Here is a 14,890-nt window from a genome sequence, read left to right on the forward strand (position 1 = left end):
GAGAATGACAAGAGATTGGCTGCACTTAGAGAGTATGCTCAAACGGCTTGAATTCTAAATCCGAAACTTGAGTAAATATTCTTGCATTTATGAAAACACAACTGCCAATCAGAAATCGACCATCATCAGGCATGGCCCTCAAAGGCAGGCAAGATGATACATGAGCCAGTCTACATCTCCATAGACAAGGACGTGCTAAGAAAGCAGGATCTTCATAATTTTTATCACTTATTGTTTTTATAGGCAAAGGATTACAACCCTGCAAAATACGTCTTCAATGCCTCCACATATTTCATCATGGCATTGCGCCCCATGTCTGTCATCTTGCAGATGGTTCGGGGTTTTACGCCCGAACCATCTGTAGTCTTTGATATATAGCCTGCTGTGACCAGTTTGTCCAACTGTACACTAAGGTTGCCTGCCGTCGATTCTGTCTTTTCCTTGATATAGTTGAAGTCTGCTTCCTCTACATTCAGCAGAATTGACATTACGGCAAGACGCAACTGGCTATGGAGTAATGGATCCAACTCTTTCATTATTGTTGCTTTTTTGCTTTGAAGTTAAGGATATGTCCGGGGATGATAAGGGTAACGACAAAGGACAAGACCATCTGTCCCATCTGCATAATACTGATAACTTGTTCACCACAAACAAAGTCGCGAAGCAGTCCTGTGCCAATCACTACACCAAGAAGTCCGCACATCTGTATCGACTTCTCCTTAAGTATTACGCCTGTGGTGTATGTGCCAATACCCGGCAACAACATACCCAACAAAAACATTCCAATCCAACTCCTTACTTCTCCGAAATGTAAAAGGCAGCTAATGGCGTAGACTGCAAACACGGCACTAATAATAGCCCACACATTATTTATAGTGTTGCTTGCATAAGTGCTTGCCACATGACTCTTGCGCTTTGCCTTGTAGGTCTTTATGCCTGAGGCTGTGAATCCCGTTATTGGTATGGCCATGTACAGCCAAGCAAATCTTGGGTCGTTGGTTGCGAGCAGCATGACGATTACTGCCACCGATATTGCTGCACTAAGGTAGCCCCACATAAGGAAACTGTCACCATTGCCTACAGACAAATCCTTCTTTGTCTGATTTATCATCCGAGTGATAAGCTCAAGACTCTCCTGCTCCGAAATCTTCTTCTCTTCCATTTTTTCTTACTTTATTGCGACACACTTATTGCCTATATCAAACGCGATGTGCCAGGTTAAACACTTAGTTTATTTTATAAACCATCTTTGGAAAAAGAGAAGCAAGGAGGTCGACTCTCACTTGCTTTAGCCAGCATTATTCTCTTCTAACACTAATGATTACGGTTGCAAATTTAGCTTAGTTTATTTTATAAACCAAATGATTTGCAATAAAATAGCTAACAATTAACCTTTGTTTACAACTGACTATAACTTTGCTATTTGCTCAGCAACGTTTAGTGCCATAGTCGTTTCACCTGACAGATAGAACATGGCTTTGCGTCTTTGCAGTTCTTCATATAGTTGCAAGGCTTTCTATTCGTCTTTGTTATGCAACAGTTCTATGGCATAAAGAGCGGCAAGCTTGCTTGGCGAGTATTTGCTATTGCTCGTTGTATATTTTGCCGCTTGTTTTGTCCATAGCTTCTCCACTACGTCTTGTCTGTTCTGTGTCAGCAGTTCTGCGATGATATGCTCGCCCACAGTTTCCAATGCGAAAAGCAAAGGTAGCCTTGGTTTTATATTCTCAAGATGCTCGCTTCCTTGCCATCAGTTAAATATGTTATTTAAAGACTTCTAAAAGAAGTGCCATACTGATAAATAACCATTAGGAGTGATATTTTCTATTAGTTATTTGTGATTATAATTTTCTTAGTCTAATTTTGCACTCATAATCATATTAGTTATGAGTGAGATTGACGACAAACTGAATGAGAAATTGCGCCAACAGATGGATGGCCTGTTTGATGAGGACGAGGAACAGCGATTTCGCCTCATCGCAAAATCGTATGCTATGTGCGAGAACTCCATTGCCGTGCTTAGCAATCTGCGTACTGACAAAAGTTATATATATTATGGTAGGACGAGCAACGTCTTAGGCTTTGAGCCCGCAGGAAGCTATGAAAAAATAGATTCTATTTGGGAAGAGAAGATTCTGTGTCGCATTCACCCAGACGACCAGCGTCGCCGCAATCTGCAGGAATTGGCATACAATCATTTCGTCATTGCATCACATACTGACAACGCATTCGACTGGTATATGGAGAACACCATGCGTATGGCAGACAAGAGCGGTAAATATCTGAACACACTCCATCGTATTTTCTATTTCCAAGGCAAGGGCCAACGAGGTGTAAGCTATGCCATTTGTCTATTCAACCTTGCTGTCAAAACAAGCAAAGTGGCTGTCATGAAGAACACACTCACGGGTGAGGAACGTCAGATAGACATTGACGAAAAGCAGCTATTGAGTGAGCGCGAAATAACCATCATCAAATTGGTAAGTCAAGGCTTGTCAAGCAAAATTATTGCCTCCAAACTTGACATCAGCAAGAATACCGTAGACCGCCATCGTCAGAACATCATCAACAAGATGCAGGCATCCAATATGACAGAAGCCTGCCACAAAGCAAAACAACTGTTATTGGTAGTAGACTAAATTAAAGAGATAATAATGAAGAAGATTATGAATTGTGTGATGACTGCGGCATTAGCCCTGCCATTGCATGCACAAAAATTAGAGAAAATGACATGGTTTAATGAGCCGTCAAGTTATGAAATCAAGAACAATACCATAATTATGGATGTTCCTGGTCATTGCGATTATTGGCGCATCTCGCACTATGGCTTTACGGTGGACGACGCCCCTTTCTATTACAACACTTATGGTGGTGAGTTTGAGGCTAAGGTTAAGGTTTCGGGCGATTACAAGGTGCGCTTCGATCAGGCTGGCCTTATGATCAGAATAGATAAGGAGAACTGGTTGAAGGCTGGTATTGAGTATGTTGACGGCAAATACAATTTGAGTTGTGTTGTCACTCATCACACCAGCGACTGGAGTGTTATCTCACTCGACAAGCCTGTTGACTTCGTATGGATTAAGGTCGTCCGCCGTTTGGATGCTATTGAGATATTCTATTCTTTCGACGACAAGACCTATACCATGATGCGCAACTGCTGGATGCAGGACAATACTCCCGTCATGGTTGGTTTGGCTACAGCTTGTCCTGATGGCGAAGGCTTCAAGGCAAAGTTTGAGAATTTCCAAGTAAAGCATTTGCCAGATCAGCGCAGATTGGAATGGTTGAAGGCTCATGCCGAATAAAAACTACAATCGGTCAATGCTATTATCTTTAAACGAAAGCATTAAGGCATAATTTATACTCAAAGAAGAGCGGTAAAACATGGATATTTGGAAAAACCATTGTATCTTTGCAATAAGAAACAAAAATCCATAGCTATGGTAGAGACAAACAATAGAAGATTTCCCGTAGGCATCCAGTCTTTTGAGGAAATAAGAAAGGAAGGATACCTTTATGTTGACAAGACAGATATTATCTGGCAACTTGCCAATGAAGGAAAGAAGTATAATTACCTGAGCCGCCCACGCCGCTTTGGCAAGTCGGTGCTGGTAGATACTCTCGAAGCATACTTCATGGGTAAGAAGGAACTGTTCGAGGGATTGAATATAATGGAAATGGAGAAGGAATGGGTGAAGCGACCTGTCATCCGACTTGATATGAGTCGTGCAGGAGCAGAGCCTGATACCTTGCGCTCTTATCTCAATAATATTTTCAGACAATACGAAAAAGAATATTCATTGGTTCCTGCCCCTACTGATAGTCTTGCCGACCGCTTCGATGCAATAATCGTTGGTTCGTATGAGCAGACTGGACAACAGGTGGCTATTCTCATAGACGAATACGACTCCCCTTTGCAACATTCATGGAAGACTCCACACCACGAAGCATGCACCGCTATCTATAGAGAAGTGTTTGCCATATTGAAAGCCGACGACAAATACGAAAAGTTTGTCTTTATCACAGGCATCACCAAATTTACACAGATCTCGCTATTCTCTGTGCTCAACAATCTGAGCAACATCAGCTTTGACCCGGAATATGCTGCCATCTGCGGTATTACCAAAGAAGAAGTGCTGCGTGACTTCAAGCCTGAAATCAACAAGTTGGCAGAATATGAATGTTGGACATTCGATGATGCCGTAGCACAGTTGACTGCATATTATGATGGCTATCATTTCAGTCGCCGCAACATGGTAGATGTATTCAATCCATTCAGCCTCATCAATGCTTTGACAGATTCTGACTTGAAGAATTATTGGGCTTCGTCAGGTGCAACCTCGTTGCTTCCTAAGTTTGTGGATGACATTGAGATAAAAATGAAGAATTTTGAAGATTGTCCAATAGATTGTGACACATTGGAGACTTCGGATGTGACAGGAGGCGGTGCTGAACTATTCCTCTACCAATCGGGATATCTTACAATAAAAAGTTATACAGAAGGCATCTATATGCTTGGCATTCCAAACTATGAAGTTCGCAAGGCTCTATACAAGATTGTATTGCCCGCCTTGACAATGCAATCGAATGCACAAGTAATAACTACTCAAAACATGTTGTTGTATTCTCTGAATCTTGGCAATCTCCACGAAGCCATGAAAAGCTTGAAAGCCCTTATTGCTGATGTGCCTTACAGCAACAAGAAGCTTGCCTGCATGGACATGGAGGAGCGCTACCGCCTGATATTGAGCACCATCTTTAATGCCATCGGTTGTAGGGTGGAAGTAGAGAAGATGATTGCTACGGGCAGAATAGACATGGTGGTGGAAACAACCAACTTCATCTATGTCCTTGAATTGAAGCTAAGCAACAATGGTGGTATTGACTCAGCAACCGAACAAATCAGAGCCAAGCAATATACCGAGCCATTCAAAGCTGACAAACGAAAAGTCGTTGCTATTGCCATAGAACTGGATGAGAAGGGAAAAGGATTGGTTGATTGGAAGGAAGTGCCGAATATAGCGGCAAGTTCAATATAATCCCGAAAAGTGACATTTTCGTCGTTATTTGTCTTACAATAGTACACCAGTAGAATGTCATATACAATAAGCTTGACGCACGCTTCCAGTACCGTTTTCAGTATCACCCAACTGATACTGGAGTTTCATATAGGTGGTACTGGAGTTTCACTTATATGGTACTGAAGTGTTACTTATGTGGTACTGGCAAAGAACTTATTATCTCAACCTCGAAGTCTAAATCCGAAACTTGAGTTTATTATTACATACAATCACTTTCGTTTTGTAAGCAATGCGCTTTACCACTGAAACCTTGCAACAAGAGGCAAATGGTCGCTAAAACCATTTAGATATCGAGGTCCGAGATAATTGCGACGCGGTTTCACACCGCCATATTTTTCATCTCTTTCTATCAGAAATTCGGCATCATTGACATAACACTCTGTTGCTATATCAGCCAAAGGTATACTCACAAGTATATGGTCAAGACTACCCCACAAGCCTTGATAGCGATAAGTTCCCTTGGCACCATTGTGTCCCTTGGCACCTTTCGATACCCCAATCATACGCTTGCTACACAACAACTGCATACTCTCCGAATTGCTATAGTCATTGAAGTCGCCAGCAACGATTATCTTTGCTTCTGCCGACACCTTATTATATATAGAGTCTATCACGGCTGCCACTTGCCGTGCTGCCATCATACGGAACGGACGAGAATACTTCTCGCCACCACGACGGCTCGGCAAGTGCGCCACTATGACATGCAAGGTGTCGCCCGAAGCTGTCACACCCGAAGCATAAAGGATGTCGCGAGTTGGCCGCATGCCCTTTATGGGCTTCACTCTGACGCTATGACTTCCTATCAATCTGAACGAATAGGGCGAATACATAAGCGCCACATCAATGCCACGCTCGTCGGGCGAATTGGTCATCACATAGTCGTATCTGGCATTGCGCAACAGGCTGCGTCGTGTCAAATCATGCAGCACACTATCGTTCTCTACCTCGCATAGAGCCACCATATCGGGCAACTGCCACGTCTGCTCCTTTACACCACACGACAAGATGGTCTGCCCTATCCTATCAAGCTTCTGCCAATAGCGAGTACGTGTCCAATGATACGCTCCATCTGGCAGAAACTCCGTGTCGTTCTTCAACGAATCGTGCCTACAGTCGAAAAGATTCTCGCAGTTGAGTTCTACGAATGTGAAGAGGGAGATTAAAAGCATTGATAGAGTCATTTGTTGTAATTTTTATATAGATTCAACTTCAAGGTATAATCACTAACACAAAATTAAGCATTAAATCTGAGTTGACAAACACCTACAACATTAAAAACGTTCATTTCGCCTCAAAAATATAAACTACGGCTTTCCCAAGAATTTATTTGCCACATAGTTTTGCAGGTTCTCTCGATGGTACAGATTGTTTCAATTAAAAGTATCGGTCAAGCAAAGTGGTTCGTCAACCTTCCGTTGATAACACTTCGCTTGACCTATTGTCATTTATTTATGTTAAGAGAGAGTTTCCATAAACCCAAAGCTACAAGCGGCTCTTCTCCTCATTGCCTGCACCCGTACCCTTGTACTTACTGCGCTTGGCATTGAAATTATACGTAACCTGCAAGGAGATGTTGCGTGTGTAGTTGTAGCAGTCTTTTGTGGTACCCGCTCCCAGTCCGTACATCGTCCAACGTTCCTTTGTAGTCTTGAAGATGTCATTTGCAGAAAGATAAATTATCCATGTGCGGTTGGCAAACGACTTGTCAAACTGCAGATTGACGCTGTAATTACTCTTCCTCATAAGAAATCCATCTGCATTGGGTGTTGCTGCATTCAGGCTGATAGCTGCGTTCATGGTTTCTGAAAGAGCGAAATTATTGTTGAGCGAGCACGATAGCAAGGGTTTGCTTAATGCCTTACTTGAGCCATACTTCTCAGTATCGAAGAACTGCTGACTGTAATTGAACTTCCACTTAGGACGGAAAATTCCGAACTTTGGCGAAACATTTACAGAAGCATAAAGCAGCTGGTTACGGTCGAAATTCAATACTGTGGTATAAGCAAACTCCTTTCCTGGATAGACATACTTTGTCCACACCATCACATCCTTTAGATATTTATATCCAATGGAAATATTCAACCACTTGTACATTATCATGGTCTCAGCATTGAAAACCTTTTCTGGTTGCAAGGTAGGATTTCCACCTTCATACAAGAAACGGTTGTCATACTGCATGAAATTACTCAACTGCCGATAGCTTGGACGGTGTATCTTCTCGTTGGCATTCAGTTGCCAATGCCAGTTGCCCTTGTTCCATGAAACGCTGAGATTAGGAAAAAAGTTGTTATACTTTCTACTAACATCGTCCTGCTTAACTCCATCAGACAGATAATCACGGACGATATTCTCGTAACGCACACCAAGTCCTACAGTCCACTTGTTGAGAACCAGTCCGTACTGTGCAAAGCCGGCAATATTCCTTTCATGGATATCCGTCTTTGTGGATGGCACCAACTGCTCTTCATTTAGAAACGTTCCGTGCGAGTCTGTCTTCGACATCTCCGTTCCTACAGACATATTTCCTTTCCACAAAGGAATGTTCACAACCAACTTGCCTGCCCACATATCGCTATTCTGGCGATTGCTTGAGTGTACCTCCTGATTGCCCAACTCCTTGCTGATTTCAAAGCCCTCATCATTACGCCTGTTTTTGACAGCATAATATGTGGCGTTAAAATCAACACCTACATGTCCAACTTTTCCCACATAATACACATCGGCCTGATGCAGGCTAAGAGAAGGCTTCATAACCTCATTCTGATCAATGCTACCCTGTGCCATACCATTCAGCAATACATCCTGTCGGCTAACACTATTCGTCCTACCTTTCAACATACCGTAGTAGCGATAAGAGCCACCAACAGAATTGCTATCATTAAGCGAATAATCGGCTGAGAGTTTTTCCGACAAGAAGCGGTTGTTAGTATCCAAATGAATCAGCTGGTCATTGTAATAATGCTTGTCGGGCAAATAGATATCGGTAATCAAATTATTATCCTCCCCGTCATGTGTACCCATAGTCCATAAACTATTGGCTATCTCAAATTTCTTGGTCTGATACCGGGTGCTGACAAGCTCGTAATCCGACATCCATTTGTTGTATTTACCAAAAGCATCTGCACGCAAGCTGAACCCATTGGCACGCCGCTCTTTGGTGCGGATACGAATTACCGACTCCACCTCGGCATCATATTCTGCTCCAGGACTTGTTATCACCGAAATCGACTTGATGTTGTCGGGAGTGATGTTTACAATCTCATTATTGTCATTCACACGCTTGTTGTTAATATAGATAATCGGTGCGCCTTTACCAAACACGGATATCTTTTGTCCATCAACAGAGACACGTGGCAACAGACTCAGGACCTCAAAAGTGTTTGCCATTTTAGAGAGTAATGTGTGCTCTACAGCAACTTCCATTCCTCCAGACAACATCTTATACTGAGGTCTGTCACCCTTCACCACAACGCCTTTGACAATCATGGTTTTGGGTTGTAGTTTGATGATGCCCATATCCGTATTGTTGTATATGCGGTTGACAGTCTTATAACCAATGTATGTGATACGTGCCAACACTTTTCGGAAATTGCAAGGAATTACAAAACTGCCATTCTCATTGCTCACTCCATGTCCTACGATTGTGGAGTCAATGGGCGACAGCAAGGCTATAGTTGCGTATTCAGCGGCATTACCTCTCTCGTCAACAATACGTCCCTTATAACGAAATGTTGACTTCTGTGTGCATTCCACCATAATATTATTCTCCACCTGCGTCATCCTGATAGGATAGAAGCCTATCAACTGCATAATGGCATTAGGAACATTCTGGTTGCGGATGCTCTTGGTCACCTTAAAGTCCTCCAACTCATCATACACAAAGTTGATGGTGTACTTATGCTGACGTGCATTCAAGTCCTTCAATGCCTCAGAGAACGACACATTATTATATTGTCGGGTGATGCGTTGGGCGTAAGAATGCTGAACCAAAATCAGCAGGAAGAAGAGGAGGAACAGGCTGATGGTCTTACCGTTGTTGGGTGTAGTCTTGAATATGTTTTTCATAAGATGTCCTCCCTTCTTATTTCACCATCAATGTGCCATCGGCATACTCTATCTGTATGCGGTCGAAAGCATTCAACAGCTCCATATTCTGCTTCAAAGTCTTCGTCTTGTTCCAATTGAAGAAGAGGCGCACGTGCTGTGTGTTGGCATTCATATACTCCACCTTGACGTGGTAGAAGTCAGCCATCTGCATAAGAACTGTTCCCAATTCAGCATTGTCAAACACCACAGGATTCATGTCGAGCGAGTCTTTAGGCTCTGTCGTTATAGCTTTAAGACTGTCATTGGCTAATTGTTTAGAGTTGGCTGTCTGTTCTGTAGCAGCTTTTTCTTCCACTACTTTGTCAGAAGAAGAGAGTTTAAACCAACCGTTCTGCACAGCAGCCAAGGCCACACCCGAAAGAAAGATGATGCCAACGATGGATGCTGCAATCTTCATTCGGTTGCGATAAGAACCATTGGAAAACTCCTTCCAAGCCTTATCCACATCAACCTTTTTTGGCGTGGCTTTCTTGCCAGCCATTCTTGCCATAGCCAAGTCGCGTAGAAACTCCTTCACTTCCTCATCGGCAAGCAGGTGCTCCACCTGCTCGTCGGTATATTTCTCGGGATGCTCCTGTATGTCAAAGAGCATAAGCCGTTTTTCGTCTTTGTTCATGTTAGTCATTGTTTTGCTCATTTTATATGTTCCCTAATCCAGTCCATTGCCTTAGAGAGATGGTTGAACACCGTCACCTTGCTCACTTCCACTTCATCAGCCACCTCCTGATACGACTTGTCTTGTAGATAGCGCAGACTGAAGATAAGCTTACGGATTGGAGGCTCAAGGTCGTCGATGAGAAGCAACAGCTGATCAAGACGCTCGTCCGTATCTTCAGATAGAATAACGTCGGCATCATCAGTCAGCAATCTCGCCACCCTTTCCTTCACGCTCTTGTGAGCAATTAGGTTAAGACATCGGTTGCGTACGCTTCGCATCAAATAGCCTTCCTCGCTCTCAGGCAATAGAACCATATCATCTGCAAGAATCTGCGTGAACACTTCGCTCACCACATCCTTGCTTTCGTCGTCATCCGAGAGAATGTATCTGGCCAGATTGTACATCTTCTCATAATGCCGGCGAAACATCTGTTCTATGTCCTTTTCCTGTGTCATATACTCTATATACAGTTGAGCAAAGCAAAAAACTAAGCAAAACAATGATTATTTTTGAAAACATAGGCAAAGGTAAAATAAAAATCAAATAAAATAATGTACTTTTGCAACCAAATAATCAGAAGAGCTTATGAATAAAGAAAAGCACGATTTCTTCCTCCATTCCAACGAGGTGAATCATATCAACAGACAAGATTACGACAAGATAGAATTATTGGTGAATGCGGCAAAGGCTTTTGCTCGCAGCACCTACCAGTGCGTCTATATCATTGACTATTTTCATCAGGACTTCATCTATGCATCAGACAACCTCGCTTATCTCTGCGGATTGGAACCGGAGCAGTTGATGGAAGCCGGTTATCAGATGTATATAGACCATGTTCCGGATGCCGACCTGCAGATGCTGCTCGAAGTGAACAAAAAAGGTTTTGATCTTTTCAATGAATTGCCTGTGGGCGACCGTCTGGACTATACCATCTCGTACGACTTTCATCTTATCAATGGCCGCCAAAGCCGATTGATTCATCATCACCTCACTCCGATACTTCTTTCTGATGATGGAAGAATCTGGCTTGCCCTCTGCACCGTATCATTGGCAGCAACCGATGAACCGGGACATATCATAATACAGAAGAATGGTGAGCGCAGCTATTATGAATATTCCACCTCGCGCCACAAGTGGGAAAAGAAAGAAGGCATAACCTTGAGCGAAACGGAGCGCGAGGTGTTGAGATTGTCGGCACAAGGCTATACGATGAATGATATTGCCGACCGACTGTGCAAGTCGGTGGATACGATAAAGGCTTGCAAGCGTAACCTTTTCGCCAAGATGGGCGTGAAGAACATTGCCGAGGCGCTGTTTCATGCCACGAACTATCAGATGATATAATTTAATAGCCGACTCAATATTATCTTCTTGTTTTGCCAAACACATCGGAATGTGTACCTGTTGTCAGCATCAAGAGAGTCAATTCATCATCATTCTGTTCCCAAACTAACAGCCAGTCTGGTTTTATATGCGCCTCCCATTCACCTTCATGGTTGCCATGAAGGATGTGTGGTTTATATTCTGATGGCAGGCTACCATTTTCTACCAATATGGCTATGGCCTTTCTTAGTTCTTCTATTGGATAGCCACGCTTTTTGCAAAGCTTAAAGCCTTGTCAAATCTTTTGGTTGTACCAAACTTATACATCATTCCCCTAAAACAGTGTCAAACATTTCGTCAACAGAATTCCATTGGGTTACTCTACCTTTCGCCTTGTCCTCTTCGGCAAGTTCCAAATCTGTCTTCTTAGGTCTCAGAATAGAAATAGAACTAACACCATTCAACATTTTGATGGCGTTTTTCAGCTTTGTCAACATAGCAGGATCAGATACAGTTACCAAAAGCTGCGGTTCATTTATTACTGAAGTATTCATAATTACTCCTTTTTTAAAATATACATTCCATTACATGGCACCTTTTCTCGCCATGGCATAACTAGAGCAAACTCGGTTCTGCCCATTTGGTTTAACGAAAAAGGTTGATTTTTCATCAGCAAAAATACGTTTTATTTCTGAAACCACCAAGCAAAAACCAATAAACCCCATAACACAAGTATCATATCTCTTCCAACAATGGCGAGAGATAGAACTTGGGGAAGTATTTCACCTCCTTGCCTTCCGCAAGATTTACGAGGATGTTGTCACAATAGCCGGCGGCTATGTATGCCCCGATGCCCTGTTGCGTGAAAGACTCCTTGGAATAATGCATGATGGCTTCATCCACCCAAGGCACAGGCATCTGCCAGAACATGCCGTACTGCGAGATATACTTGCCCAGTGAGCAACGGAAATCATCCGTTCCTTTTTTCACTACTTCGCTGAATGGATAGCCTTTCGGTTTCTCTACAGCGAGAAAGGCAGTCTTGCCAAGATTGACGGCATGGATAACTGTGATGCCCTGCTCCTTACATTTCTCATCGAAAGCGAAAGAGGCTTCGTTGTCATGTAAGGTTGCATTCACCGCATACCGGACGCCCGACAAGTCGCATGCATCCACATCTTCCATCGTCAGCGTATCCTTTTCTATGCGATAGATTTGAAATTTATCTTCCTGCCGAGAGCTTTCATGGAAGTCATGGTGCAAAGCACAGGAGGCTATCAAACTTCCCATGTCTGCGCCACTAATCAACATTTTTATCGGGTTGTTCATTTATAAAGAGATTTTTTGTCATTACACCATTACTGAATGCAACAGACGGACAAACTACATTCTGTTCTTCTGACTTTCTCCTGCTCCTGTACCCTTATATTTGCTTCTTGTAGTGTTGAATTTATACCTTACAGTAAGCGACACTTTGCTGGTTGACTGTTGATCAACAATCATGTCCTTCATTTTGCCATAATGCGCACTCATGTGAATATCGTCTGTTCCAAACAAATCATAGACAAAGAGCTGGAACGACAAACGTTCCTTCAAGAAAGCCTTATATACAGATACATTGGTACAAAATCTTGGCTTATACAAACATATGTTTCTCTCATATCCTTTTGTGACATACGACATCATCCACGTTAACATTGCCAACTTGGTGTTGAAGGTGTTATTAAAGCGAAATACAGCCATAGGATTGTTGGATATTTTGCCATCATGTGCATCCATATCAAGCCACTGTTTTGTCACAGATGCCGTAAATGAAGGATGCCAAATGCCAAACGAAGGGCGTAAGTTGACGGATGCTTCTACATGATTATATGCCTTTCCATTCACAGGCTTAAGCAGTCCTATTGCAGGATTGTCTTTGTAAGTCTCCACATTCGACATCATCGTATGCGAAGTATGGCTGTAGGTCATATCGAAAGTCAACCATTTGTAAGCCAACTCGTAGTTGAGATTTTTGCTTATCTCAGACACTAAGAATGGATTTCCGGTTTCATACGTGTAGCGGTTGTCATACTGAATACCGCTACGCAAGTAATTATAGGAAGGACGATCGATGTCGGTAGCATAGCTCAGCTGCATCTGCACCTTGCCCACAGGCATCGATAAGCTGATGGATGGGAACCAATTGCCATACGACTTGCTTTGCCCAGGCACATACTTGCCATATTCATAGTAGTTGAAGTCGATGTACTCGTATCTCAGTCCTGCCTCCATGCTCACGTTTCCGAAATCCCTTGAATATGCCAAGAATGAAGATGCCATGCTTTCTGTTATACGGCTGTAATCATCCGGCACGAAGTTGGTTGGCACAACCTGATACTTGGATGTGCGATGCGTGTTGGAATATTCACCACCCAAAGATAACTCACCACCCAACAAAGGATAGGAAAGCACCAACTTGGAAGCCAACAAACGATATTTCTTGTCAGTAAGACAATGAACCGTCTGGCTCTGCGCGTCCATCCCCACTTCCTGGTATTGCTCTTTGGTAACAACGTCCTCGTTATTCTTCGACCAAAGCCAGTCGGTATTGAAATCGATGCCGAGCTTGCCAATCTTTCCTACATAGTAAACATTGCTTGAAAGAGTGCTCTTCTGCTCGAAGAAATTAGCGTGGCTGTCAGAGCTTTCCGTCTGCTCGTCGTCTTGCCATATTTCTGTAGCCATATTGGCTTCGCAGGTCTGTTTCGGATTTCTCAGAAAGCCAAAGTTGGCACCTATAGAGTTGTTGGCATCCAACTGGTAGCTGGCATCCAGGCGGAAGTTCATGGCTTCTACAATAGTTACTTGTCTGTTTACACTCTTCTGGTTCCAGGTCTTGTCAAGATAAGTCTTCTGCTGTAAGTCTTGATTGTTTGGCTGGTACTGCTTTGCTCCAAAGGCGTATGCGCCCAGTTCCAATCCGTTCTTGCGATAGCTCATATTCAATTGGCTATATCCACCGAAGTTTTTCTCCTCATCATATTCACCTGTGGTTGAGGCATCAAATCCGAAGCCCTCGCCTTGTATCTTCTTCGTTGTGATACGGATGACCGCCTTGGTGCTGGCTGCGTAACGAGCACCAGGATTGGTGATGACTTCCACCGACTTGATGTTGTCGGAATGCAAACGGTCAAGCTCGCTCTTGTCTCTCATCTGTCGGCCATTGATATAGATAACAGGCTCACCGCGTCCGAAGACCTTGATGCTGCCATTCTGGGCAGACACGTTAGGGATGCGGTCGAGCAGGTTCTCCATTGTTCCTGCCTTCTCAAGTATAGAACCGACAACGGTTGTCGTCATTCCGCCATTCTTCAAGATAGTCTTAGGCAGGGATGATTTTACGACTACTTCACCAAGCGTCTCACTATCCTCTTTCATCTTGATAATGCCTATGTTCTCGCTATCGCAATCCTTACAGACGGTCTTATAGCCTACGGATGTCACCTTGATGATTCCGCCGTTGCAGGAAGAATCGATGGCAAAGCTGCCATCTTCTCCACTCACAGCGCCCTTGACGAAAGCCGAGTCTGTTCTATTCAATAATACTACATTGGCAAACGCCAAAGGTTCTCCCTTGGTATTCATCACCTTGCCGATGATATTCTGTGCCATCATCGGAGTCATAGCCGAGAGGCACAACGCTGTTATAATCAGTTTCTTGTACATAATCCCTTTACTT

Annotated in this window: 15 protein-coding genes; 4 read left to right on the top strand and 11 right to left on the bottom strand. The window is 43.2% G+C overall.

Annotation, left to right across the window (positions count from 1 at the left end; translation table 11 throughout):
* Positions 1-251 precede the first annotated feature (251 nt).
* From I6E49_RS05225 to I6E49_RS05235, 3 genes are all read right to left on the bottom strand, one after another.
* Positions 252-539, bottom strand: a complete 288-nt coding sequence (locus I6E49_RS05225) for a winged helix-turn-helix domain-containing protein (protein WP_235400912.1) — start codon at positions 537-539, stop codon at positions 252-254.
* On the bottom strand, positions 536-1,162 hold the full coding sequence (locus I6E49_RS05230) for a hypothetical protein (RefSeq protein WP_235400850.1): 627 nt from the start codon (positions 1,160-1,162) through the stop codon (positions 536-538). The genes I6E49_RS05225 and I6E49_RS05230 overlap by 4 nt, the downstream gene beginning before the upstream one ends.
* Positions 1,163-1,516: 354 nt before the next feature.
* A complete protein-coding gene (locus I6E49_RS05235) occupies positions 1,517-1,705 on the bottom strand; it encodes a hypothetical protein (protein WP_235400851.1) in 189 nt (62 codons plus the stop codon).
* 181 nt (positions 1,706-1,886) lie between these two features.
* On the opposite strand from I6E49_RS05235, the gene I6E49_RS05240 reads away from it, so the two are divergent.
* The 3 genes from I6E49_RS05240 (at position 1,887) to I6E49_RS05250 (ending at position 5,039) form a co-directional block, all read left to right on the top strand.
* Complete coding sequence (locus I6E49_RS05240) at positions 1,887-2,639, top strand: response regulator transcription factor (protein ID WP_235400852.1); 753 nt, start codon at positions 1,887-1,889, stop codon at positions 2,637-2,639.
* A 15-nt stretch (positions 2,640-2,654) separates the two neighbouring features.
* Positions 2,655-3,305, top strand: coding sequence for a DUF1349 domain-containing protein (locus tag I6E49_RS05245; protein ID WP_235400853.1), 651 nt, complete (start codon positions 2,655-2,657; stop codon positions 3,303-3,305).
* A gap of 135 nt (positions 3,306-3,440) precedes the next feature.
* Positions 3,441-5,039, top strand: a complete 1,599-nt coding sequence (locus I6E49_RS05250) for an ATP-binding protein (RefSeq protein WP_235400854.1) — start codon at positions 3,441-3,443, stop codon at positions 5,037-5,039.
* Between the two features lie 278 nt (positions 5,040-5,317).
* Here I6E49_RS05250 and I6E49_RS05255 read toward each other — a convergent pair whose 3' ends face one another.
* From I6E49_RS05255 to I6E49_RS05270, 4 genes are all read right to left on the bottom strand, one after another.
* Positions 5,318-6,262, bottom strand: coding sequence for an endonuclease/exonuclease/phosphatase family protein (locus tag I6E49_RS05255; RefSeq protein ID WP_235400855.1), 945 nt, complete (start codon positions 6,260-6,262; stop codon positions 5,318-5,320).
* A 301-nt stretch (positions 6,263-6,563) separates the two neighbouring features.
* The gene (locus I6E49_RS05260; protein ID WP_235400856.1) at positions 6,564-9,146 is read right to left on the bottom strand and encodes a TonB-dependent receptor domain-containing protein; all 2,583 of its coding nucleotides are present in this window, start codon (positions 9,144-9,146) and stop codon (positions 6,564-6,566) included.
* A gap of 16 nt (positions 9,147-9,162) precedes the next feature.
* Positions 9,163-9,804: a DUF4974 domain-containing protein gene (locus I6E49_RS05265; protein WP_235400857.1), complete on the bottom strand. Its 642-nt coding sequence runs from the start codon at positions 9,802-9,804 to the stop codon at positions 9,163-9,165.
* 17 nt (positions 9,805-9,821) lie between these two features.
* Complete coding sequence (locus I6E49_RS05270; RefSeq protein ID WP_235400858.1) at positions 9,822-10,301, bottom strand: sigma-70 family RNA polymerase sigma factor; 480 nt, start codon at positions 10,299-10,301, stop codon at positions 9,822-9,824.
* Between the two features lie 130 nt (positions 10,302-10,431).
* Here I6E49_RS05270 and I6E49_RS05275 point away from each other — a divergent pair, with 130 nt between their 5' ends.
* A complete protein-coding gene (locus tag I6E49_RS05275; protein WP_235400859.1) occupies positions 10,432-11,190 on the top strand; it encodes a helix-turn-helix transcriptional regulator in 759 nt (252 codons plus the stop codon).
* A gap of 19 nt (positions 11,191-11,209) precedes the next feature.
* Here the strand turns inward: I6E49_RS05275 and I6E49_RS05280 are convergent, their stop codons facing one another.
* From I6E49_RS05280 to I6E49_RS05295, 4 genes are all read right to left on the bottom strand, one after another.
* Entirely contained in the window at positions 11,210-11,398 is a 189-nt protein-coding gene (locus tag I6E49_RS05280) for a type II toxin-antitoxin system mRNA interferase toxin, RelE/StbE family (RefSeq protein WP_441006960.1), read from the bottom strand.
* A 97-nt stretch (positions 11,399-11,495) separates the two neighbouring features.
* Complete coding sequence (locus I6E49_RS05285) at positions 11,496-11,723, bottom strand: hypothetical protein (RefSeq protein ID WP_044065003.1); 228 nt, start codon at positions 11,721-11,723, stop codon at positions 11,496-11,498.
* A 181-nt stretch (positions 11,724-11,904) separates the two neighbouring features.
* The gene (locus I6E49_RS05290; protein ID WP_235400860.1) at positions 11,905-12,459 is read right to left on the bottom strand and encodes a hypothetical protein; all 555 of its coding nucleotides are present in this window, start codon (positions 12,457-12,459) and stop codon (positions 11,905-11,907) included.
* Between the two features lie 93 nt (positions 12,460-12,552).
* Complete coding sequence (locus I6E49_RS05295; protein ID WP_235400862.1) at positions 12,553-14,877, bottom strand: TonB-dependent receptor domain-containing protein; 2,325 nt, start codon at positions 14,875-14,877, stop codon at positions 12,553-12,555.
* Positions 14,878-14,890 lie beyond the last annotated feature (13 nt).

It is taken from the genome of Leyella stercorea (genome assembly GCF_021531655.1).